Origin of the sequence: Haloarcula sp. 1CSR25-25 (assembly GCF_032027985.1) — an archaeon.
Taxonomy (GTDB): domain Archaea; phylum Halobacteriota; class Halobacteria; order Halobacteriales; family Haloarculaceae; genus Haloarcula.
The window spans coordinates 113,749-137,375 of the sequence record NZ_JAHYBW010000007.1 but is presented as its reverse complement, the minus strand read 5'-3'; the positions used below and the strand labels follow the sequence as shown (position 1 = coordinate 137,375).

The 23,627-nt window shown below is 53.6% G+C and carries 20 protein-coding genes; 9 read left to right on the top strand and 11 right to left on the bottom strand.

Features of this window, described 5'->3' with window-relative positions:
* Positions 1-487 precede the first annotated feature (487 nt).
* Positions 488-1,648: a restriction endonuclease gene (locus KZ498_RS18465; protein ID WP_049984642.1), complete on the top strand. Its 1,161-nt coding sequence runs from the start codon at positions 488-490 to the stop codon at positions 1,646-1,648.
* Positions 1,649-1,843: 195 nt separating this feature from the next.
* Here the strand turns inward: KZ498_RS18465 and KZ498_RS18460 are convergent, their stop codons facing one another.
* Both KZ498_RS18460 and KZ498_RS18455 read right to left on the bottom strand, forming a co-directional pair.
* Positions 1,844-2,746, bottom strand: a complete 903-nt coding sequence (locus tag KZ498_RS18460) for a hypothetical protein (protein WP_049984641.1) — start codon at positions 2,744-2,746, stop codon at positions 1,844-1,846.
* A gap of 66 nt (positions 2,747-2,812) precedes the next feature.
* Positions 2,813-3,106 (bottom strand): PadR family transcriptional regulator, encoded by a 294-nt coding sequence (locus KZ498_RS18455; protein ID WP_049984640.1) that lies wholly within the window; start codon positions 3,104-3,106, stop codon positions 2,813-2,815.
* A gap of 129 nt (positions 3,107-3,235) precedes the next feature.
* Between KZ498_RS18455 and KZ498_RS18450 the strand changes: the two genes are divergently transcribed.
* Complete coding sequence (locus KZ498_RS18450) at positions 3,236-3,403, top strand: DNA-binding protein (protein ID WP_049984639.1); 168 nt, start codon at positions 3,236-3,238, stop codon at positions 3,401-3,403.
* 78 nt (positions 3,404-3,481) lie between these two features.
* Positions 3,482-4,042 carry a TATA-box-binding protein gene (locus KZ498_RS18445; RefSeq protein ID WP_049984638.1) on the top strand — a complete coding sequence of 187 codons (561 nt, stop codon included), beginning with the start codon at positions 3,482-3,484 and terminating at the stop codon, positions 4,040-4,042.
* Positions 4,043-4,116: 74 nt separating this feature from the next.
* Here the strand turns inward: KZ498_RS18445 and KZ498_RS18440 are convergent, their stop codons facing one another.
* Positions 4,117-4,926 (bottom strand): PD-(D/E)XK nuclease family protein, encoded by an 810-nt coding sequence (locus KZ498_RS18440; RefSeq protein ID WP_311173250.1) that lies wholly within the window; start codon positions 4,924-4,926, stop codon positions 4,117-4,119.
* 138 nt (positions 4,927-5,064) lie between these two features.
* Here KZ498_RS18440 and KZ498_RS18435 point away from each other — a divergent pair, with 138 nt between their 5' ends.
* Entirely contained in the window at positions 5,065-5,583 is a 519-nt protein-coding gene (locus KZ498_RS18435; protein ID WP_312620712.1) for a winged helix-turn-helix domain-containing protein, read from the top strand.
* Between the two features lie 585 nt (positions 5,584-6,168).
* Here the strand turns inward: KZ498_RS18435 and KZ498_RS18430 are convergent.
* From KZ498_RS18430 to KZ498_RS18420, 3 genes are all read right to left on the bottom strand, one after another.
* Positions 6,169-6,525: a hypothetical protein gene (locus KZ498_RS18430; protein ID WP_311173252.1), complete on the bottom strand. Its 357-nt coding sequence runs from the start codon at positions 6,523-6,525 to the stop codon at positions 6,169-6,171.
* 14 nt (positions 6,526-6,539) lie between these two features.
* Entirely contained in the window at positions 6,540-6,911 is a 372-nt protein-coding gene (locus KZ498_RS18425; protein ID WP_311173253.1) for a hypothetical protein, read from the bottom strand.
* 257 nt (positions 6,912-7,168) lie between these two features.
* Positions 7,169-7,945, bottom strand: coding sequence for a hypothetical protein (locus KZ498_RS18420; protein ID WP_312620709.1), 777 nt, complete (start codon positions 7,943-7,945; stop codon positions 7,169-7,171).
* Positions 7,946-8,089: 144 nt separating this feature from the next.
* On the opposite strand from KZ498_RS18420, the gene KZ498_RS18415 reads away from it, so the two are divergent.
* From KZ498_RS18415 to KZ498_RS18405, 3 genes are all read left to right on the top strand, one after another.
* Complete coding sequence (locus KZ498_RS18415; RefSeq protein ID WP_311173255.1) at positions 8,090-8,557, top strand: hypothetical protein; 468 nt, start codon at positions 8,090-8,092, stop codon at positions 8,555-8,557.
* A gap of 260 nt (positions 8,558-8,817) precedes the next feature.
* The gene (locus KZ498_RS18410) at positions 8,818-9,804 is read left to right on the top strand and encodes a zinc ribbon domain-containing protein (protein WP_312620706.1); all 987 of its coding nucleotides are present in this window, start codon (positions 8,818-8,820) and stop codon (positions 9,802-9,804) included.
* Positions 9,805-10,089: 285 nt separating this feature from the next.
* Positions 10,090-13,791, top strand: coding sequence for a hypothetical protein (locus tag KZ498_RS18405; RefSeq protein ID WP_312620705.1), 3,702 nt, complete (start codon positions 10,090-10,092; stop codon positions 13,789-13,791).
* An 88-nt stretch (positions 13,792-13,879) separates the two neighbouring features.
* On the opposite strand, the gene KZ498_RS18400 is transcribed toward KZ498_RS18405, so the two are convergent.
* The 3 genes from KZ498_RS18400 to KZ498_RS18390 all read right to left on the bottom strand — a co-directional run bounded on the left by KZ498_RS18400 (position 13,880) and on the right by KZ498_RS18390 (position 19,157).
* Positions 13,880-16,963 carry a VWA domain-containing protein gene (locus tag KZ498_RS18400; protein ID WP_312620704.1) on the bottom strand — a complete coding sequence of 1,028 codons (3,084 nt, stop codon included), beginning with the start codon at positions 16,961-16,963 and terminating at the stop codon, positions 13,880-13,882.
* Between the two features lie 66 nt (positions 16,964-17,029).
* Complete coding sequence (locus KZ498_RS18395) at positions 17,030-18,475, bottom strand: ribonuclease H-like domain-containing protein (protein WP_312620703.1); 1,446 nt, start codon at positions 18,473-18,475, stop codon at positions 17,030-17,032.
* Between the two features lie 118 nt (positions 18,476-18,593).
* A complete protein-coding gene (locus tag KZ498_RS18390) occupies positions 18,594-19,157 on the bottom strand; it encodes a hypothetical protein (protein WP_312620701.1) in 564 nt (187 codons plus the stop codon).
* A gap of 250 nt (positions 19,158-19,407) precedes the next feature.
* On the opposite strand from KZ498_RS18390, the gene KZ498_RS18385 reads away from it, so the two are divergent.
* Both KZ498_RS18385 and KZ498_RS18380 read left to right on the top strand, forming a co-directional pair.
* A complete protein-coding gene (locus KZ498_RS18385) occupies positions 19,408-20,235 on the top strand; it encodes an IS5 family transposase (protein WP_049984715.1) in 828 nt (275 codons plus the stop codon).
* 69 nt (positions 20,236-20,304) lie between these two features.
* A complete protein-coding gene (locus KZ498_RS18380; RefSeq protein ID WP_156105561.1) occupies positions 20,305-20,511 on the top strand; it encodes a hypothetical protein in 207 nt (68 codons plus the stop codon).
* A 483-nt stretch (positions 20,512-20,994) separates the two neighbouring features.
* Here the strand turns inward: KZ498_RS18380 and KZ498_RS18375 are convergent, their stop codons facing one another.
* Together KZ498_RS18375 and KZ498_RS18370 are read right to left on the bottom strand one after the other, a co-directional pair.
* The gene (locus KZ498_RS18375; protein WP_312620696.1) at positions 20,995-22,497 is read right to left on the bottom strand and encodes an AAA family ATPase; all 1,503 of its coding nucleotides are present in this window, start codon (positions 22,495-22,497) and stop codon (positions 20,995-20,997) included.
* A 242-nt stretch (positions 22,498-22,739) separates the two neighbouring features.
* Positions 22,740-23,579, bottom strand: coding sequence for a hypothetical protein (locus KZ498_RS18370; RefSeq protein ID WP_312620694.1), 840 nt, complete (start codon positions 23,577-23,579; stop codon positions 22,740-22,742).
* Between the last annotated feature and the right edge of the window lie 48 nt (positions 23,580-23,627).

Genomic DNA, 23,627 nt, shown 5'->3' with positions numbered 1-23,627 from the left:
ACACTATTTTCGTAAACACGCCATCTCACTACGGTATCTGAGATAACTGATAGCTGGTCCGTAAGTAGCGAAACTGAGATGACTGATGTATCTGAGGTATTTGAGAATGAGATAGATAGCTCAATGGTGGCCGACTTCCCTTACTGATATATCTTCCATATCTGAGATTGCTGATGTTCCCAACGTGACGGCTCTGTGGTGACTGCGATATCTGATGTATCTGAGGGGGGAAGGATGGAGTGTGTGAATAGTGGTCGGGTTGGAAATTCCAATTGGTTGGGAATTTCTACCGATGGAACAAATAGGTGAATCCCGAGTTAGCATCCTCGTACGACTGAACGAGAAGAGTTGCTACAGCAGGGGAATACCGTGTATGCAATAGCCCCACAAATAGGATATAACGGCGTCTTCAGCTCGAAAGCAGCGTTCAAGTCGATATCCTCAAAGAAGTCAATACAACTAACTAAAACAAAGAGTATACACAACTATGTCGAACAGCCGAATTGAGGTCGCTCTCCAAACAGTAGGCAGTGACCGGTTTGAGCGGTTGATGCACGATTTATTGGAGCGGGAAGGATACACAGTGGATCCAACGGGGACAAGCGGTCCCGATGGCGGTCGCGACGCCTTCCTCGTGGATGGTGACCGAGACGGGATCCTTCATTGCTCCGTGCAGAAGGACAATTGGGTCGGGAAAGCCCACGACGACATCGAAACAGCTGTTGAGAACTTCGATCGTGACTTTGACTTCTACATTTTCGCCACAACACAAGACCCCAGTACGACCAAACGGGATCGGGTTGAAGAGGAGCTCCACGAGGAATGGGGAATTCCCACGACGGTTTGGGACTTCTCGAAAATCCGGAACAGCTTGGTGGGCGATCGTGAGAACAACGATCTGATCCGGGAACACCTCCGTGTCGACCCCAATCGACCGTTCGTAGACATTGAGTCAGAAGTAGATGATCTCTATGAGGATTTGCTGGATCGTGTGAAGCGCCGACAAGCTCCCGATGGGACAATTGTCGAGGACCCAGCCTTGGTTGTCGTCCATGTCATTCCTCAGGAAGCCGTTGACGACCATCACGACCGGTATGCAGGCGACCTCCCCCACCCACCTCAGTTCGAAAAACGTGATGCATACGCTGTAACACGACCGAAGGTGAAGATCACCGAAAATAATCGACGCTTCCATGATGGCACCGAGAGGGAGCGATACACTGCTATCCATCGGGACGGGTGGACTGAAGGTATCTTCACAGCTCTGTATCCCAGCGACAACCCCCAACTCCGGACGTCTATTGATCGACTCATAGCGAACTTCGTCCACACTGCTCTCGGGACGTTTGACGAAGCAGACATCTACCCGCCCTACTATGTGTACGTCAGCATACTGGGTGCCGAGGGGTACACACTTTCCCGACCAAGTGGATCAAACCGACCACCCAGCAATGTGCGACCTTTCACCAAGGACGAGATACGGTTGAATCGCGTCCAAATCGACAATCCAGATGTCGATGTCCCGGATGTGATGCGGAAGACGTTCGATCAGCTCTGGCGACATGGTGGCTGGGACCACTCAGTCAATTATCAAGCCTCCGAGACAGATGATGGTGAAACTGTCTACGAGTGGAATCCATACCGATAACAGTATCCACAGTAACAGAGCGAGTCGAGCATAATTGCTCTCCTGTAATTGGTTTCTCGATCAGTCACGCTATGGTCCCCATCGGACTTACGCCACGATGAAACCTATTGAGGACGGCCGCTGATCCCGAGGAGTAGGAGCTTGAACAGGTCGATAAGCTAGCTGAAGACTCGCCTTCGTCCGTCAGGATGGTTGTTATTGATGATAGAAGCGCCAGAGCCAGCCGGGCGTTGAGGCAGTGATTTCGTCGATAGCTGATGTCCACGGGTGGTTGCCGTGGAACGCCCGGGCATAGGGAGCCGAAACGTCTGCTGTCTCACTCACGAGGAGCAATGAGCCGAAGAGAGCGTATTCAGGGAGGAACGCAACGTCGCTCCACCAGTATCGAGGGCGAAGATATCCGAGAGGTCGCCACAAACGATGAGATCGAAGTGCAGCCAGCTCCTCGTCGGTAACACCGAGTTCACGAACAGCTGCCGGTGTGATCCCGCCTCGACGCGTTCCGTGGGCAAGGACGCCCTCCAAGAGCGTCTTCGTATGCTGTCTCTCCGCGAGATGAGCCAAGAAGTCGTACTGTAGCTCAGTGGCGAAATGAGCTTGCGTACAGACTGACACAGCCTGCTCGAAACCTTCCTGCAAGTATGGGTGCTTCCAAGTTGGTGAGTCAAACTGGTGCTGATACGCGTGGCACAACTCCGACGCTAAATACGTGTACGCCGTCGTCTCGGGGAGCTGGCCTGGGCTCACGCCGATTCTGCCCGTCCGCGCGGAATATCGCCCTTCGATGAACACGAGCGTCAATGAGGCCGGCAGATCGCTCGTGAGGAGTGCGAGACGCTCCCTACGCGAACAGTCGTAAACGAGATGCTTGCGCCACATCTCGCGGTACTGTGTGGAATCGACATCGAGAAGATCGTCGTAAAATCGCGTGAGTTCATCGAACCGTTCGTGGAGGTCAGCCTCGCTCGCGAGGGGGCCATCGGAATTCTGTTGGAGTGACTCGGTTAGGGGTGGTGCGTCCGGGTACTCCGCCCGGTACGACTCAACAGCATCTGAACAGATTGACTGTAGCTGTTCGAAGAACACGTCGTCGTCCATCTGAATGATATAATAGTGGAGAGGAGTAAACTTCGTTCGATAGTCGGATTGACTGTTTAAGCGTATCTACGCAGGAGCTGACTCTGCGGGTTCGACATACTGGTACTCCCACTCGCGTCGAGCCTCGATTTCACGACGCCCACGACGCGTAAGCGTATAGACATTCGTTCGCCGATCTTTCTCTCCTTTCTCGACAAGCCCTTTCTCAACAAGCGTGTCGAGGTTCGGGTAGAGTCGGCCGTGATGGATCTCTTTCTCGTAGTAGTTTTCGAGTTCTTCCTTGATGGCGAGGCCGTGGGGCTCATCAAGGCCAGCGATCACGTACAGGAGGTCCCGTTGGAATCCAGTCAGATCGTGCATCGTCCTACTACTTGATACGTAGTGCTATTGAATACGTCTGTTGCCCTGAAAGTGGCCGTGAACACTCCTAGAGGAACCGAGTCAGATATCTGTATGTTTATACAGAGGACGAGAGAACAACCTGAGTGTATGGCAGACCTGATTGTCAAATCGGCCGTGAAAGAAGCACTCAACGACCACAACGTCTCGGCGGATTTCTACGAAGCACTGGACGACGAAGTAACTGAAGTGCTCGAAGATGCAGCCCGTCGTGCCGAGGAAAACGATCGGAAAACTGTCCAGCCCCGCGACCTCTAGCTCGGTCAGAAAGTACTACCCCCATCGCTCGAATTCACCCACCTGTTTTTAAGACACTCGTGACTGGTAGATATCCCTATGAGTATGACAACGGAGTCAATTCAAGTCGAGAACGTCGTTGCCTCGTCCGATATCGGTCAAGAACTCGACCTCGAAACGCTCTCTGGGGATTTAGGAGCGACCGACTACGACCCCGATAACTTCCCGGGACTCGTGTATCGGATGCACGATCCAAAAGCCGCAGCACTCATCTTCCGCTCGGGGAAAGTCGTCTGTACGGGAGCGAACAGCGTTGATGACGTGACGACTGCGCTTAAGCACGTCTTCGACGAACTCCGCGAGTTGGGGGTCGATGTCGCAGCATCGCCGAAGATTGAAATTCAGAATATTGTCTCGAGTGGGGATCTCGACCACACACTCAATTTGAATGCGATCGCGATCGGTCTGGGCCTCGAAAGCGTCGAATACGAACCTGAACAGTTCCCCGGGCTTGTCTACCGACTCGATGACCCGGACGTGGTCGCACTCCTCTTTGGAAGTGGGAAACTCGTCATCACTGGTGGAACACAACTCGATGACGCTGAAAAAGCCCTCGTAAACATCGAAGATCGGCTCAACGATCTTGGGTTACTGAGCTAATCTGAGTTCTCGATAGAATTCATCAAAGCGGTTTGCCGGAGACAGATGAGAATGAAGGCGGTAGATGATAGTGTTCAGACGTCAGCAGGAGATTGGGAGACTTCACTACTACTTGTAGCGTCCCCGCTGTTGTCATCCTCAGTCGCTTCGAAGTCCGTTGTATCGTCGCCTTCTACTCCGAGTGCGTTGCGCGCTACGGTCGAGTCGGTATCCATTTGGATATGATCGAAGCGAAGGGATTCCTTCTCGCAGAGCCAGCAGTCGCACGTCTTGAAGGGAATGTCTTCTTTGCTCGTCGGGTAGCCCTCGTCGATAATTGTGGCGGCGATGTGCTTACCTTTCTCGAGAAGGTCCTGGACACGCCCCGGGTCGGGACCGAAGGCATCAATGCCGGCACTCGCCGGTGGCCACGTCCGAACCTCAAGATCGGACTTCGCGAGGTACACAATCTGACCCTGAGACGCGCCAAGCGCCTTCATATATAGATAGATCTGATCCAGATGGCGCTCGATGGGTGGATTGAACCGATACCAGTTGGCTCGCGACTTGTAGTCGTAGGCAGTGTTGGTGCCGGGCTCGTACAGGTCGGCATGGCCGATGATCGTAAGCCCGTCCACCTCCATCTCGATTGCGACTTCGCGCTGGGTTTCGACGTCGAGGTCTGGGATGACCTCGTTTTCCATAAACTCGTGGATAGTGGTTCCCGTGTGGAAGGTGCCAAGCGCGTCGGTATGGTCGAGAAGACCGAGTTTTGAGTTGTAGCATTGGCGGGGGCACTTCGCGAGCTGACTCGGGTGGAAAGTGTAGGGGTCGAGCTCGGTGTGGCTATGCTCGTCGTTGAGCTGGATGAGTGTTGACTGGATTGCGGACTCGAAGTCGATCATAGTGAATCTCCTCTTCGAACGGCGTCGCAGCGATGGATGCGAGGCCCGTTCGTCGGTATGCGGGCGAAAAACAAGACTAATTCAATATTTTGAACTAGGATTCAAAACAGTAATGGTGCTGGAGATCCGAATACGTGTATGAGCGACTCTGGAACCACGGATCACACGGCAAAGGTCGTCCGGATTCGGGAGGTTGCGATGACGGTTCGTGAACCAAAAAATGCGGGAGAGATAGCTGAGGCTGCTGATGTTGCCCGAAACACGGCTGAAAAGTATCTCACGCAACTGGTCGAAGCGGATAAACTCGCGACGATCCAGCGGGGCCGCGAGACCCGCTACTATCCAGATCCAGTCACCCAGTATTTCGATCAGATCCGTGACCTCGTCAACGACCATCGAAAAGACGAACTCACGGCTGAACTAGATGCAATCCGGGACGATATCGACGAGTGGAAAGAGGAGTACGATGTGGAGTCCGCTGACGAACTTCGGGCGACCGTCGGTGATGATCTTCCGGCATCCGAACGCCAGCAGCGGCGCCACGACGCGGAGGATTGGGACTACTATGAGCACCAAGCGATGCTCATTAAGCAGGCGATTCAGCTCTATGATACGATTGAGGCGACTCGTGAGAGTCGTATTGCCTCCGCCAACTGACTCGGTGACAGTAAAATGGGAAATCCACCGATTTCTGGAGACACGCATCTCCACCGATACGAGGTCCACAAACGAGTCACAAATCGACTTCAACGGGAAGCTGGCGTGACGACCGTAGAAGCCAAACCAAGTCCGATGCGGCCAGTCCGTCTCGTAGCGACCCTCGATCGCGCGGTCTTTTTTGACCAGAACACGGACGCTGGCGACGTGACACTTGAATTCGAGTGGCGCCCCAATTCCAAGCGCGATGAGTTCCGCATTCAGTATAATGAACCCGGGACCCCGTGGTCATGTGGCTGGCATCAGGACAAAACCCACGAAAAGCTCGGCCCAAGTCATTTCCAAGTTGACCACGATGCGTGGCCAGCACCGCACCGTGAGTCTGCATCCTTCACAGATTCGAATCCGATGGCAATCCTCGAAACCTGCCTCACTGAGCTTCGCGACCGTGTCCCGAGTCTCCCTGACAGCGTTCGCCCGAGTCCGTAGGTCGCTACGCGATGGGTTCGGCCACGACTATCTCGTGCTTGAGGCGGGGGATTTTACGTTGGCCGTCGGTATCGAACTCGATGATATCAGCCTCGATCAGTATCGCGTGTCGCGCGGTCGCCGCCCGCGAAGGCGACCCGGTGTCTTCCCTGGCGGCTTCGGCGGCGGCGTGTTACGATCGACATGACTGTCCCAGTGCTCGACCGCGTACCGACCGTCGTGTGTATCGTAGATGTAGCCTTTGTACGTCCGATAGGTCGGCGAGTAGAAAGTCTCTGTTCGCGTGAATCGGAACTTCGCGTCGGCGTTCGGCTTATCCTCTGGATCCTCGGTGATTCGCTTGTGCTTGTACGCGTAACTGTAGCTGTCTCGTTCGTGCTCGCGACACCACCCGTCGATGAACGCCTCGAGGGCGTCCTTTGGGGTATCGCCGATGAATCTGTCTCGTGGCATCTGTCTGTGTGTGGTTAGGCGGTGATTTGGTGGTCGTCGACGGTCGTCCAAGTGTCCTCCCTGGGCCCGCGGCGCTCGTGAACGACCTCGAAGCCGTCGCCGGGTTCGATAGGGCGAATAACGACCCGATGCTCGGTGTCGCTCCGGTAGCTCGCCATCGCGATCCCTCGGTCGTAGCGTGTTTTCACCCACGTACAGAGCGTAGTCGTGCTTCGGTGGACGAGTGGGTGAACTTCCTCGAGATCCGCTGTCTGCCAGTTGTCGCCTGCGCCAACGCGCTGTTCGTGGACGACGCCGACCTGGGGACGATCAGACCATTCGCAGATGACGACGCGATGGGACTGATCGTTCGAGTCGATGGCGACGTTGGTCGCAGTACCGACCATCGTCGATCAGTAGCAGAGGGTCCTCTTCGAGGGCTGTGTGCACATAGTTTCATCGCACCGGGCGATTCAGTGTGGACGAGGAGAAATCCGAGGAGAGGTGTGTTTTGGCCTACTCATTAATGCAGTTGTGGGGGAGAAACTCGACCATATATTCTCACAATCGGTATCGAGGACGGCCAGAAGTAGCGTCTTCGAGACGGTTGTCAACACGTAATGGATGGCCAGTAAGAGATAGCAACAAGACTCAACCATAATCTTCAGTCCTCTGGGTCTAGAATATAAGGAAGTATATAGTCGAAATCTATCTTCTTTTTGAAAGATTCGTCAATCAGATCCTCAAGCGTCATTCCCTCACTGAGTTCTGATTCAGCTTCCCACAGTTTGTTTCGAACGTGTTCTCCATTGATCATCTGATATTCGAAGAATACCCAATACGCAATTGTCTTGAAGTCTGATTCAACCATTTTGGCAGCAATCGAAGGGAAATCTGACGAGAGAATGTTGTTCGACTTGATTTCTCCGTGGAATAGTAGTTCGCCGGTGAATGGACGTGGTTCGCTATCCGATTGAAGTACACCGGTTTTGATGGCTCCGTTATTAGGGTTCTCTGGGCTCAACCGCACGCTCCCCTCGATAATTGGCTCCTCGGGTGGCCAATTCGCGTACATCACAATACGAGCAACTAGGTTCGTTGCCGGACCATTCCCCACATTTCGTAGATAGAAAGGCATCTCGTTGTCGCGCGCTTGCCATCGTTCGATGGTGACGTGAGGGCGGTAACCTGCTTCCATCCACTCTTCTTGCTGCTCCATTATCTCCGCCTGCTGCTCTTGAATATCTACAACATCTTCCTGGAGTCCTCTTTGGCTCTTCATTTCATTGAGTTGATCCTGCTGGATTCTACCGAGGCCTTGATAGACGACGATGAGAGCGAACGTCAGGATAAGCGATGCGAAGATACTGGTCGCAGTAAGCCTATTTCCACCAGACTGAATAGGAATAATAGCATAAAAACCTGAGACTGAGACAACCAACCCAAGGAAGCGTGATACAGTCCAATACCTCTGCCACCATCAATCCGGAACGAGTTTCTTTTCGATGCAAAACATAACGGTAGAATAGACACAGGCATCAGGATAGTAATAAAGTTGATTTAGATGCCGAGACATTTTCGCTGTATGACCTCTGAAGAAGGACAAAGCCGGTATATTTTCAACCTGGATCGCGGCGAGGAGTCGGAGATCAGGGCCATAAGAGCGGGAGTCAAGTGGCTTTTACAAGAAATCGAAAATGGTGAATCCGATACTGGGTTTATAGGAATAGACGCGAAAAAGTACATTCAGGATTCAGTAGGCAAGGCACTGGAAGGCATCGGAGATACATTAAGAGAAAACCACTTGGCTGAGATCGACGGTAACAAAGTGTACCTTATTACAGAGCACAAAAACTACTCCACGTCGTATGAGACTGGTCCAGCAGTCGTGATTCGACCATCGGATAATCTTTTAGCAGATATGGAGGCAGACGACCGAATCAATGATATTCTAGTGATCTCGTGGCAGACTGGTGCGTATGACGACTGCGAGGTGTGGCGAGAGAAGTACGAACCACTACATACAGAACTCGCCGGAGGTGAGGATACATAGAATGTATTAGATGCTCGGTTGTAGTGGGGCCCGTCATCTCCGCAGGACCCGCTGATCTCAGTACCGGTTAGATGTTATATTCGCAACTTGTATTCAGTACGTAGTTCTTGAGATCGATCGCTTTTTCATCATACTTGACTTGTCTCGAATAATGCGTAATTTCTCACTTCGGTGGCATAGGGATGGTTCTACTCCACCCTCTGTTCAGAGTAAGAGTGTTAAGCAAGGGGACAGCACTATCTGAATAAGGCTGATGAGTTATGCCACCGGACAGCACGCGGGGAGGGATAGAGTACGATGTCATTACACTGTTCGCGACTGCGGAGGTAGACTCAGAACAGCGACCGGGAATTGCCGAGGCGTTACGCGAATCGCGCACGCAACTATCGAGCCAGACCGGCTATCTGATGCGCTTCGGAGACGCTTCGCATCGTGAACTGACTGTCTTCGACGTCGTTTCGCTCCCGATCAAGAGCTACCCGGTGTCTGAGTCCGCATATGCATCTCTCCCAGATCGCGTTCGCGAGCAGCTCCAAGATGTCGGTGCCGTGCAGATCGTCGCTGATTATGACTCGGAGGCAAGCGTCTTCCGCGATGTCGTGTGGCCGGGTGCGGAGTCACCAGGAGACACCGCAGACTCAGTCGAGACGATAGACGGCTCGTCAAACGATGGTTCGACCGAACGGTCGGCAACGGCGGGCGATGGAGTGGGTACGGACACGATGGTTGAGGAGTACGACTCGGATGATTCGGCGCAGACGTATCGCCCGATCACACGTCGCGAGTTCGAGACGTTCCTTGAGGGTGTCAGCGTCGATTTTGAGTGGAAAACGTACGGCTGGACGGACGAATGGGTGTACGAATCGATTCTGGATGACGGGGAGAAGTGCCTGCGGGTATACTCGTCGATCGACCGCGAAGACAACGCGAGTCGTGAAGCTGGTTCAGACGCGATAAAGTCAGTCCTCCTGCTGAACGTGGCCGACGCCGGCGAGGAGCCGACGTGGCGGCCGCTGCGGAAACCGAAGCGGACGTATCGGATACAGACGTGGCCACAGAATCTCCGTGAGAAACTTGAGAACGCGGTGGCAACGCAGGACGAACTAAAGGTCTGCTCGGATTGTGGTCGGCCCATGGTGCTCCAATCTCCGAAAGGGGAGAACCGCCAGTTCTGGGGGTGCTCAGGGTACTATGAGAAGACGGCAGGTAGTGACCGGGCGTGTGAGAATACCGCGCCCGTTCAGTAGGTCAATGGTTGACCGCGGGGTCAAATGAGCGACAAGCCCAATGTCGCCCATATCTCGGAGAGAATACGATGTATCAGATTCCCTACCGATAAATAACCTAATAACGATGACTTGTAGATGATCGAGTCATTTGGCTACCAACAATCAGGTCTACGGTGATTTCAGCACTCCGTAAACCGATGACCGAGTTGATATGTAGAGGCCAAACCCAAGTACTACGTATCGGTCTAAAAGAAGAATGATGCGGCGGTAATGTTATACCTCAAACTCCGTTTTCTATCTACAATGAGACAAGGGATCGAGCTGGTGGATGAGGATATTTTATCATTTGAACCGAAGCAAGCAGTCAAATTCTTTCGTGATCTAATCTGGGCTTCTGCGCCCGATGCGGGAATTCAATCGGAGACCCACGTGAATCTAAATATCTACACGTCAGATGGAGGAATTGACGCTGAGGCAGAAAATGAATTTGAGGTAGAAGTGACCACTGCTGACAAAACAAATCTAATTCCGGAGGGAAGAACCGGATACCAAATAAAAACTGGCAGCAAGCCATCAACGTCAGATTGTCAAAATGAATTGTTGAATAGTGATGGTCAGATTAAATCATATGTGAAGGATGTCGTGTCTTCTGGTGGGAATTATGTATTCGTCACGTTCTCTCAACTGACCTCTGAAGAGAGGGATGAACGCATCTCGGCGATTGAAAACCAGCTCAGTGAGAAGGGCTATGACAAGGGGAATGTACAGCTTTTCGCCACCAACCAATTGGTCGAATTTGCCAATCAGTTCCCCGGCCTCATTTTCAAATACACTTCTATTGAGGGGGGCGGTATTGATATTGGGACTTGGTCTGAACGGAGATCTAATCGAGTTCCAGAAACCTTTGTCGAAACCGATGATCGAAGAGAAGCCAAGGAGAAGCTAAGATCCCTTCTCAAAAGAACGGATGAGTTTGAAGACATTGACAAGTGCCCAGTTTGCAGAGTCCGAGGAACCTCTGGGTTGGGGAAAACCCGCTTAGTATACGAGTCTGTAAATCACGAACAATTTTCGAATCGGGTTATCTACGAAGACGCAGATGACTTTGAAGGATGCGAGTTAGCGACGACCCTGGAGATGGATGAGAGTCGGCAAGCAATCATTATCCTCGATAACTGTTCAAGAGAACAGCACCGGGCCTTCAACAATAGGTACGGTTCCTACGATCGATTGGCATTGATCACAATCTCGACTGACCGAAGCAAGGTCGCTTCTGATCTTACTTTGACGATTGATCGGTTGCAAAAGGATGATTTGAGGGAGATTTTAGAAAATGAGTATCCAGAGGTACCAAGCCACACCGTGGACCGCTTCGCAACAATTGCGGACGGGTACCCTGAGATGGCATTGCTTTTAGCGGAGCGGTACACCAGAGATGATACGGAAGAGAGCGTCGTTGAAGTCTCTGATTCGACGATCTTTGACCGTCTACTGGTGGGGGACGAGCAAGATGCGCCTGAGCTCAGAGCTGTAAAGCGGATCTTGACGCCCTTTGCATTCTTTGACCGGATTAATTGGTCAGATAACGAGAGCCATCGAGAGTGGATTGTCCGAGCGTTTAATCTGAAATCTGATTACTCCGATGAGGTCATTTCTGAAGTTGTTCAGTATGAAAAGAATCGGGGTGTGCTAAGCGGTGACGACGTACTCTCGCTGCGAACGATTCCATTGGCAACCTACCTGATGAGATCTGCGCTTGAAAGGGATGCTTCGATTCTTGATTCAATATTCCATGAGAGTTGTCCGCCGAGGCTGTTGTGGAGCTTTGCTGAGAGAATTCCCTATGCCAACACCATAGACCAAGCGGTGGAGTGGTCCACAATAACACTCCTCAGAACAGAGTGGTTTGGGAGCTCTGGATTCAAAGCGAACATTGGGCCAGTCTTCCGAGGTCTTGCCGAAGTGACTCCGGGAGAAGCTTTAGAGATACTAGAAAGGTTCTTGGGACCGATGGAGCGTGAAGAATTGGAGAATATTGAGGGACGGAGACCTATCCTGGAAAGCCTGCGTCGAATTGCGGTTTGGGAGACGCATTTCTTTGGTGCAGCTCTACTCCTCAAGAAGTTGGCCGAGGCTGAGAATGATGACAAATATGTAAACAACTCTACAGGATTGTTCGCGGATTTATTTTCGCCACACTATGGCCCATACGCTCCAACCGAGGTTGCTCCAATGGATCGATACCAGCTTTTGGAGGATTTGCTAACTTCGAGGGACTCCGAAAAACACAGGGTGGGATTAGAGGCAGCCGAGCAAATATTGTCGATTAGAGGCAGTAGGGGTGGTGGAATACCCCACCGACAAGGTGCCAAGCCAGCACCAGACTTGTGGATACCCAAAAATAATGAACAGAGAATCGAATATTTTAGAGAAGTATGGAAGCTAGTAGAAAGGAACCTCGGACGGTTCCAAGAAAAGCACTTTGAGAAGGCACTAGATATTCTCTTGAACAATTGCCGGAAGCTGGCTGAGAGCGAGGACCTCACCCCCATTATTCAGGATACGTTTCGTAATTTGCTGGACCACAAGGACGTGGACGCGAACGACGTGATCTCCGCCACAAGTGGGATTGTCCATTATGACGCAGATGAATATCCGATAGAGCTCCGCGAATCTTGGGAGGAGTTCGAAAAAGAGATCACAAACCGCGATTTCCACACGAAGCTTAAACGATACGTAGCAGGCTATAACTTGGTAGATCGTTCCGAAGAGCGTGAAGAAATAACCGAGAGGAGGATTGCCTCTCTTGCCGAGGAGATCACGGAAAATCCGGCCCTCATCACCGATGAGTTAGAATGGATGCACGAAGCCTCTTCTGAAAATGCTGGAGACCTTGGTCGGGAACTGGCAAAGCGAGACAACGATCTCGAACTTATTGATGTCCTCCTATCCGGTTTACATTCGGTCGAACCAGATGCCTCGTGTAGGCTATTTGGAAGCTACCTATACGAAGTGGTAGATTCCTGCGAGGAAGCCCCCAATAACGTTTTTGATCGAATGATAGATGATCAGCATCTCATCAACTTCTTCCCCTTCTTAGTTCGCAGAGCAGACCCATCGGACGAAGCAGCTGAAATGATTTTAGATACTGTCCAAAATGGTGATATTCCACTCCGTAAGATCAGCCAGATCGAGACTATTGCGCGAAGTGGAAAACTATCTGAGGAAATGTTCTTAGAGATCGGATCTTACTTGATCGATAAAGATTCAGGTGAAGCAATTGCGATATTGGTCAATTTGGCGGAAGACTTCTATAGGCGGGATGAGGCTCCGAGTATCAATGAAGATTTAATTATACAGGCACTCACTCACCCCAGTCTCGTCAATAAGAAATCTGAGGTGGCCGTGGGCGGGCACTGGATCGAGTGGGAACAATTAGCAGAAATGACAATTGAACAAGATATAACTAACGGATATGACATCGCTGGTCCAATCATTGGTTCATTGGGAACGAAGGGAAGCATCGCCGGAATCCGAGATATCCTTGACATCGTCTTACGACCATTGTTGGAAGAAGATCCGGAGAAGGCCTGGGAGCTAGTTGTGGATGGATTCGACACTGACTCCAGCCGAGTTAGAATAGAAGCTTGGTTAGCGGGAACTGGAATAGATTCAGATGATCCTGCTATTCTGTTAGTTCCTGGATCTGTCTTATGGGATTGGGTTGATGTGAACCCGGAAGAACGTGGTCCACAACTAGCACGTTGTATACCTCCAATGGAACACGACGGATGGTGGAATTTAGCTCACGAAATACTCATTCGTTATGGGGATATCGATGACGTTGTTGAGGATTTGAACGCCATAGAACAAGGTGGAAGGTGGGGGAATAACATATTCCGAAGTCGTCGAGATAAATTACAGCAGTTGCGTTCGAAATCTTCGGACCAAAACGTTCGCCGATGGATATCGCAGGAAATTCGTGAGGTTGAGCGATTTCTATAACCTTTCCGGGAGTCTTCTGTGATGCTAATCCAGCTCGATACCCGATGAAGGATATCCACGATGGATGAAGCGGTGTCGGTGCTCATCGTTAGAGGCCGTCGAACATCACGGCGAACTGGTCTAGGCGGCGGTCGAGGTCGTTGGTGTCGTGGACGTAGAGGTGGCGGTCGTAGAACTGCTCGACATCCTTCGCTCGCTCCGGAGCTTGTCCGTGGGGAGTGTCGAGAGCGAGCGTGAGTCCGCAAACAGGCGCGTACGTCTGCTGGAGCTCCTGCTGGTAGTCGTCTGCGGAGCCGGGTTTACCATCTGTGATGATGATGACGAGGGGGGAGTCGCGGCGCTGGTCAAGGAGGCGGCGGGCGAGTCCGAGAGCATCAGTGAGAGGTGTCCCGCCAGCCGTCTCGCCGCTCATCAGACTCGCTTGGACGTGATCGGTTTCGACGCTGAATGGTTTGATGAGGCGGGCGTCCCCGTGGACGAAGTCCATAATGGCGACGTTGATGCCGAGGTCCTCACAGGCGAGGGCGAACCGTGCAACAGCGTCTTCGGCAGTGTCGATGAGATTGCTCATCGAGCTGGAGCGGTCGAGGACGAGGACGAGGTCGTACTGTTTCTCGTCGCCCTGCTGGCGGACGCTGAAGGCGTCGACGTCGCCGCGGGCGAGGGCGCCAGCGCGGCGCCGGTCGAAGCTCCCGCTGGTGACACCGCTGCGGGTCTGGTCGCGGCGACTCTCTCGGAGCGCCATCCGGAGGGTGCCACCGACGGCGTCTGCACCCGCGGTCGCGGCTTGCCACCTCGCGGGAGGTGCCTGCTCACCGATCTGTGGGAGGATCGAGAGCGAGTCGAGACACCCCTTTCCTGCGCCGGCGCCGCCACGTCGCCGTGCGGTCGTTGTGTCGGGGCTCTCGTCGGTGTCGCCGTCGTTCGCGAGATCTTCGAGGGCGGCTACGGTTTCTTCGAGGTCGCGTTCGAGCGCGTCCTGATCAGGAGTGGCGCGGTCAGCTTCCTCGTGAGCGGCGTCGTGGTCCGTGCTGAGCGCGTCGGCTCGTTCGTCGAGGGAATCATCGTACGCTGGCTCGGCGAGCGGCGCTGCGGCTTCCTCGGCCAGCTTGCCGGTGTTGTCCATCTCGCCGTTTTGCACAGTGCCGTCATCGGTGGGGTCGTCGAGCGTGTCTGAGTCGATGTCCGCTTCATCCTCACCTGCCGTGCCGGTGCTTTCGTTCTCCGTGGCGTCTGTGTCGCCACCGTCCGGGCCGCCAGCCGCGTCTCCGGCCACTCCATCGTCTCCGAATGGAACGCCGTCAGCGCGGTCGTCGGGCGCTCCTGCGCCATCTGTGTCTCCACCGGTAGTGTCGGACGTATCTGAGGTATCTGAGCCATCTGGGGTCGCCTCCTCGTCGGTACTCGCGGCCTCATCGCTGTCGCGTCCGGTGTGGTCACCGCCGAGGAATTCCGAAAGCGATGCCTGCCCGTTCGACGGGGCACTCGACGCATCGGATGCTCCGCTACTGTCTGCGGCGCCCTCGGTGGCCTCTCCGTCTCCCTGCTCCTCGATGCCGCTGTCTTCGGCCGCCAGCTCTCCGACCTCGTCGGACGTGGACTCAAGTTCGTCGCCGCTGGATGCTCCAACACCACTGTCACGTTCTCCGTCCACGGAGTCTGCACCGCCAGCACCCGTCCCCGACTCGTCCGACGGATCGTCGCTCTCGCCCTCGTCCGGGGAAGTGTCCATCGACTCGGCCTGGGGGTTAGGCTCGGCATCGGACTCCACATCGGACGCGGACTCAGACGCGGCTTCGCCGTCGACATCAGTAGACTCGACGTCGTCGGGAGCGAGCTCGTCAGCGGTGTCTGCCGTCCCGATGTCCGGGTAGGTGAGGACGTCTGCGGAGTGCCCGTCCTGAGTCTGCTCGAGAGAGACGTTCTCTGGGTCGAAGTCCGCCGGCGGCTCCGCGGAAGCGTCGTCACCCGATGCCTCCGAGGGGTCGCGGTCAGCGGGCGACTCACCCTGCTCGCCGTTAGGAGTATCTCCGGACGTCTCCGGACTGTCGCCGGTTGGCGACTCCGAGACGTCACTCGGGTCGGCGTCTGCGGCGCCGTCCCCACTGGGTGCATCCTCCGGCGACTCATCGGGTGCCTCTGCGTCCGTGTCGGGGTCAGCGGACGGTTCGATCAACTCACCCTGTTCGCACTCGTCTGGCGTCGAGGAGTCGGACTGAGAGGGCGACGGGGGCGTGTTCGGACTACTTCCACCCGTTGCGGCGGTGTTTTCGTCTTCTTGACCCTGCTGGTGGTTGTCCTCGTCCATCTGGTTGAGGAGCGGCTTGATAGTCTGTTCCCAGCAGTCGAGCACGGCATCTCCACGCTTCACGGAGTCTGGTTCACTGAGGACGGTCGCAAGGAGGTCATCGAGCGCGTCCTGTGTCTGCGCGAAGGCCGCCGCGTCATCCTGGGACTGGAAGGTGATCCGGAGGTCGTCCGGGTCAAGGAGGACGTCACTCTTCCCAGAGTCGTAGATGCCGTGGTCGTAGAGGTAGGACTGGATCGCGTCCCGGTAGGTGAAGGTGATAGTAGCGGTGTCGGGGAGATCGCTCGCCATCTGAGTGAGACTCCGGTTGACGAGCTCGAGGCGGTCGGCGGCGAGCTGACTTTGTGCCGCTCGGAGTTGGTGTTCGATCGCGGCGTCCTCGGCGTAGTTGATGAGGCCGTGGACGAACTCCTGATACTCTTCGTCGACGCGCTCGTCAAGGTGGTCGGCGACCGTCGAGATGTTCGTGTAGCGGATGTGGCCGAGTTCGTGTAGTGAGAGGCCGAACTGCTGGGCGCGGTCGGCCGTGAGCTGGTCGTCGAGCGGGAGGTTATCGAGATTTGCCGGATTGGTGGAGATGAGAACGAGGTAGTCGCCGTCGACGGCATCGACGAGCTGCTGGGCGGCCTGCTGGTCGAAGTCGGTCGCATCGGCGTCGATTAAGCGATCGGCGTCTGCCGGGAGAACGCACGCAGTCTGGACGTGTGATGTGAGGACGACTTCGATGTTTTTGCCGGTGTGAGCCTGGATGTACTCAGTGAGTCGGCGCGTCCGTTGTGAGGAACGCCGGGCCTGAGCCGGGCGATCGGGGAGAACGGATCGCGCTGTTTCAGCGCCGCTCGACGCTGGTGTGAGTGACGACATTATTGGATTCACCTCAGGGAACGGTGGTCAGAGGAACGCGGCTACGGGTCGTGGCGCGTGAGAAACCTAGGACCTGATGTGGTCGACGATGGTTTTCAGTGCAGTCACATCGTCGTTATTGTACTGTTTGAGTCGATTCCAGTCTGGTTCTTCGCCATCGAGGAGATATCGCGTGTACTTGCTCCCGACCACAAATCCATCGACGGTCGGGTCCTGATATTCAAACCCGAGTGCACTCGCTACGACGTCCAATTTATGCCGATTGAAGGGCCCGAAGAGTTCCTGTTGTGCAGTTATGCCGAGGTCGTGTGCTCGCTCCAGATGGTCGACCCCCTTAGTGATGCCGTGTTCTTCGAATCTTCGACTTAGACACTGTTCGTCGAAGTAGTTCCCTCCGTAGTAGATGATTGGCTCGGAGCCATGATCATCAAGGTACTCAGACAGCTCCTGAAGGAGTGCTGACTCGTCGTCCGGATCGAAGAGTTGTCGGTACGCATCGTTCTGGTAGCTGTAGGTGCCGACCAGCCAGATCCGATCCTGCTGAAGGTCCGTTTCTATGTCCAAGAGGAGAGGGTTCGTATCGTGAAGGTCGCCGAAGGCCGACTTGTTTAGAATCACGACCTCATCGTTTTCGAAAGCCTGTCGATGAGCAATCCACCGGTCCACATGCCATGACGAGGCTCCAGGGAGGGCTTCGAGTTCGGCACGTCGTTCTTCGGTAATTTCATCTGGGCTAGTGATCCCTAACTCACTGAACTGTTCCACTCGGTTTCTCCCGACCTGGACGAGATCAGTCAGCCGGCTCCCTAGCAGATGGTGAGTGTCGTAGAACTCGTATTCGATTGACTCGTTCGAGGCGTCGATGGTGATGAGTGCGTATCTTCCTGGGTCGTCTACTCCGTCGTGTGACGCAATATTGATCACCGTGCCGTACTCGAGGGTTTCGGCCCTGCCTCCGAATTGATGACAATGACCGCAGACGGTGACTGGGGGCTGGATGTCGTCTAAGAATCTCCTGACGGCCTTCGACCCGATATGTTGTTGCCCGAATCGCTTCCCGATATCGAGAATGCCGAAGGGAGGGGTGTGAGTGACAAGAATCGGGGTTCTATCTTCACAAGCGGTGCGTTGTTCGGAAAGGTGTCGTTGGACCTCGTCCTCGGAATAAGTGATGAGTCCAGGACCCTGGGTCGATCCTTCCTGGCCGATGAACACGAGATCCTCGTGAGTGTATGGTGTCCTGTGGAGGTCGGTGGTAAATTCCGAATCGAATTGCGGACCGGTTGACGGGGGAAAGTCGTCGTTACCTCGGACATAGAGTGATTGTTGATGCTTCGTGAGGCGAGCAAGTTCTGCAAGATGATCTGTATCAGTATCGGCGTTTTTGAAACGGGAGAGGTCATCGCCGGCATACAGTAGTAGATCTGGAGTTGGTTCTACAGTTTCGAGAATGGTGTAGAGATCGTCAATGGGTTGGGAGCGCCAGTCAGATACGGCGATTATGTGGGGCATTTTGTATGAGTGTGGTTGGTGTAGTATCTCCTGTCGATTGTTTAGGTGCATCGGGTGTTACTAAGCGACCCACGGCCATCTTGCCATAGTATACCTCGAGTACAGGACTGACGAATGATTAGTCAAAACGCTCAACTAGGTCGTTTACTGTTTTTCCTCGTCGGTTAATAGCTGTCCTGTGCATCCTATTCAAATCGGTTCTTTCAGGCGATTTGATTATATCTAGCGCTTCTTTGTATGCTGCATTTTCGCTGTATTTTCTGACATATGCTATCCAGTCCATCCGTTCATGATCTCGAAGAAATACATTATATCCGTCTTCAAGAACCCGGTCAGGTTTGATCTGCGCGGCGGTAGCAACTCTACACAGATACGCGGCTGAGTCGCGTAATGAGCGTTGCATCGAAGGGTTTGTTTTTGAATACCTCGGATTGGATTCGATAAGATGTAGAAGCCCAGCTTCAATTACATTCATCTCACCAGGGAATCCAGATTCAAGATCTCCTTCACGTGGGATTCCAAGCTCATCTTCATATCCATGCCCGATGAACCCATATTTATTCCGGGGAGCATACCCTGGTATTGGGTCATCTCCCGGCTCATCTGGTCTGTGATCGTCTTCAAACGTCGTTCGGAGTTCATCCGTTGACAAGTGGTTATAAACAAGTGCTAGATCGTGCATAGCAGCGCGAAGTCGTTTCCGAATCTTGTACCGGAACGCGCGGTCAGCATCACCTGACTTGTCAACGTTTCCTCGAAGATAGTCGCGTTGTTGACGAGTTAAAACTGCTCCAGGGCGGGGATCATCTGATCGAGTCATGTGAACGCATATGTTCACGCAGTCAAAATACTACCGGCGATCTGATGAAGAGATATGAGTGGCTCTGTTGAAATCCTCGGAGGGTTACAGGTTCGCCCGGTAGTCTGACCGGATGCAGGCCCTCCCAAAGTCGCAGTTGCTTCGGTTCGTTGAGCAGGCGTATCACTTGGCTCGGCGAGCTGTTGCCCGCTACTCGTCGAAGTTCTCGAAACGCCGGTACACACTCCACCAGCACATCGTCTTGCTCTGTCTCAAGATGCGGAAGAATACGACGTACCGGACGCTCCTTGACGAACTTATCGAGATGCCTCGCATTCGGAGCGCCCTTGACCTTGAGGAACTCCCGTCTCCTTCGACGTTATGTAAGGCGTTTAACCGGCTCGATATGGCGGTTTGGCGTGTGCTTCTCAACCTCTCGGTTACCCTCCTCCCGACCAACGGTGTCGTCGGTATCGATGCCTCTGGCTTTGACCGTAGTCACGCCTCGAAGCACTATACGAAGCGAACGAAGTTGACGATTCAGCAGTTGAAAGTAACGCTTCTCGTAGATACGAGGTCGAACGCGATTCTCGACGTACACGTGACAACGACACGAAAACACGACTCGCAAATCGCACCATCGCTCCTCAAGAGGAATACTGGTGACGTAGCGATTCTCCTCGGCGACAAGGGATACGACGACCAGAAGATTCGCGCATTAGCCCGTGAGACTGGTGTTCGTCCGCTAATTAAGCACCGCGAGTTTTCATCACTCCATAGGGCGTGGAACGCTCGACTTGACGCCGACCTCTACGGTCAGCGGAGTCAAAACGAGACCGTAAATTCTCGCCTCAAACGCAAATATGGCGCATTCGTCCGCTCACGGCGCTGGTGGAAGCAGTTCCGTGAGATTACTCTCGTCTGTTTGGTTCACAACCTCGACAAGGCCCTCGCATCATAGCGCGACTATCGGAGTGTGACTACTGCAACTCGCAGAAGGCTCATATGAAGCGGCGATAATGGCTAAACAATGACCGAAGATACGCTTGTACCGTGGAAGACACTCATCAATATGATTGGATTAGGACTGATAGCTGCGCTGGTGGCAGTTCTTCTCATTATGTTCATTCCACTTCCAAGCCTTCCGTCATGGGCTCCAATTCTACTGGGACTACTCGTCGCATTTCTGTATTATTCCTATGAGGAATTTGGAGGGGACGAAGTGACAGCGTCGTAATTCGCTGAGATACTATTTAGCACGCGTTCGTGTCTATCTGATAGGATTTCAACAGAGCCATATGAGTAATAGACCAAAGGAAACGAGGAGACGGCTCCCGTGGATAGGACTTGTAGTGGTTGTTTTTTCGGTGATAACCGTTTCCTGGGTTCAGGGATGGGGAAAAGCCGGGATTGGGATTGCTGCAATCTTGGTAGCGCTTTGGGATGCTCAGAATTAGCTGTCAGTACTGTATTACCGCTGTTCCGAGCTCAAGATCTAAGTTAGTCACAGAATTTCTGAAAATCATTACGACACCCAGAAAATACGAAGCCTTTCGTTAATCTCTCTAAGTCCGCAGAATAGGTGAGTTAGCGGGCGTGAGAGATATCGGAAAAGTACTCTAGAGAGTTCTCGACGAGGTACGGTGGTGGGTCAGACATCGACAGTGACGTTGAAAGGTGAGGTCATCGTGAGGTGTGGGTTGCGAGATGATCCTGTCGGTCACGTGTCTTCGAGTTTCTCGAAGGTATCGTCGGGATTCTGATGGGTTTCGGCGCTCGCCTTCACGACGTGCTTGAGGGCACCGCGAACGCTCGCCCCCATATCGTACCAGTCGATGGCGTCTTCGAGCTTCCGTGTGGAGAGCGTCGGCCACGTTTCGTTGTCACGGGTGGCGTTTGCGAACTCGACCATCCGACGGAGGCTGTCTCGGTCGATGCGCTGGCGACTTGTGTTGTACTTTTGATCGAGAAAGTCGATCTCGTCCTGGGGGTCCATATATTCGAAGAAGATAGTTTGGAAGCGGTCACGAGTTGCGGCGTTCATCGGTTCGCTCCCTCGGTATTCGCGCGTTGGTGGGTTCATCGTGACGACAATCCGAGCGGCCGGGTGCGGGATGATCTCCTCGCCGGATTCCTTGACGGTGAGAACGTTCTGATTAAGGACCTTCTGGAGCGCCATCATCACGCCCGCCGGCGCGGCATTCACCTCGTTGATGACGATCGTGTAGCCGTGCTTCATCGCTTTCGTGAGAATGCCGTCGCGAAAGACGACAATGCGGTCCTCGTTGACCGTAGAGATACCGAGGAGGTCCTGGGCGAGCATCGAGGCATCGGCGTCGACGCTGACGAGGACGCGATTCGTCTTGTAGTGGAGATATTTGAGGAGGTAGTTCTTCCCGGCGCCGTGGGGGCCGACCAGTCGGAGACCGCGGTTGCCGCGAGCGAGCTTCATCGCGGTCGCTTCAAGCGTGTCGAGCTGGACATCCTCCATCGTCGTCGTCTTCGGCGCGATTACCTCACCGGCCCGCGTGGGCATATCGCGCTTTCGGACGATATGCGGGTGGTCGTTGTCCTCGAGAATAGGGAGCCCGTAGAAGGTTCCCTCTTCGACTGGCATCGAGGAGTCGACGATGGCAAGCGGGTCGCCGACATCCTGTTCGACGTCAGTGATGGAGTAGACGGTCGCCGAGCCCGAGGTGTCGTCCCCGAGGCGTTCACGGTAGCGAGCGAGGGCGTCCTCGGCGATCTTTGTCTCGGCTTGGACGTGCTGGCCGGCCTGCTGGACGATGAGTTGAGCTTTACTCCCCGTAAGCGTCGGGATGTCCGTGAGTTCCTCAGGGTCTGCACGGTGCAGTTCCCCGAACGTGGTGTACCCCGCGTCGATGAGGTTCTGCTCGACGCTCTCGCCGACACCGTCCAGGATGGTGAAATCAATACTGTCGGCAGAGGCAGTGAGAGCGTCGACGTGTGCGGCGAGTTCGGTCGGGCAGTCGCCTTCTGGGGAAACGCTCGTGATGCGCTGACCGCCGTCGCTGTCGCGGTCAAGCGTGTAGATCCCGTTGCTAGCCCCCTCCTCGGCGAGCTGCGTGACGGTGTCGCCGTCGAGGTCGAGATAATCGCTGGCGCGGAGGTGAAGTGTCTCGATTGGGAGATCTCCGCCGGTTTCTTTGATGAGGCCGGCAGCGAGGTGGCTGAGGAACCGTTGCTGATCGTCGGTACTCATGGACTGTGGAGCTGCTTGTGACATAAGTGGTCAATCGCGTTCACGGACTGAGGTGCGGGAAAAACGGACTACAGTGAAGCCGTAGAAGGAAGTGGAGTTGAGAATTGAGCACTCACTAGTCGCAGATACCACCGCCATACGAGCGTAGGTAGGTAGGAGAGAACCGATTCAGGTGGTATACAAAACCAAACGTCAAATTCAGCAAGTAATCTATTTTCTCGAATACAGCATCTTAGAAAGGCTTACTGAATTTCTGCTTCATAAAAGATTGGCTCTAAATCATCTATAGAAACCGCCCGGAAGTCAGATATCTTTGCAGATTGAGCTTCATCCTCTACCAGATATGATTTTGCAAACAATTGGTTTGGAGATTTGAACGCCCCCCAGGCATTTTCAGGAACATTGTTTGAGGTGATGGGGTTTTCAATTGCTACGGTCTCAACACTTGAATCACTAATGGAAATGATAGGTCTCACAACCTCCGTAGCTCGTTCTGGAATGTCTGTCACTCTATATCGTTTTGTGTTCACTTCCTCAAGATAAGGAGGTTTCTTCACCGGGCTTGAATCAAAGATCTCGTCGTATCGGTCCACTCCAAACGGTACATCTGGATGGAATATTCGTAATTCAAATCGTTTTACTGAGTCAGTACTACGTCCATAATAATAGACGCCGGTATACAAGACAGAACCATCAGCAAGTCTGGAGTGTGCACGAATGAATGGACGATGGAGCGAGAATTTCTCCCTGTCTCGGAATACTTCTTCAACCTTTGATGCTATTTCTGGAATGTTTTCTGTCCCATGCGTCAAGGATTCCACTCCTTCTCCAAAAACCTGGTACGTTGGATCCTCATCTACATCAGATGACCGGCCGAATTGGATAGTGAACATCGGGCTATCCGGACAAATATTGGAGGAGTATATGTCTGCTAGATCAACTTGATCAGACGAGAACGAACCCTTCCAAGATCGGGATTGGTATTTTGCCTCCTCTAAATCTAGAATGGCATTCGAGGGGATTGGAGATTCGTACCCACCAGTGGTAACAGCATAAGACTCCCCATCGAGTTCTATTTGCATATCATTTTAGTTGAGAAAGGCATAATAAGTATCTTGTGTGGCCCCAAC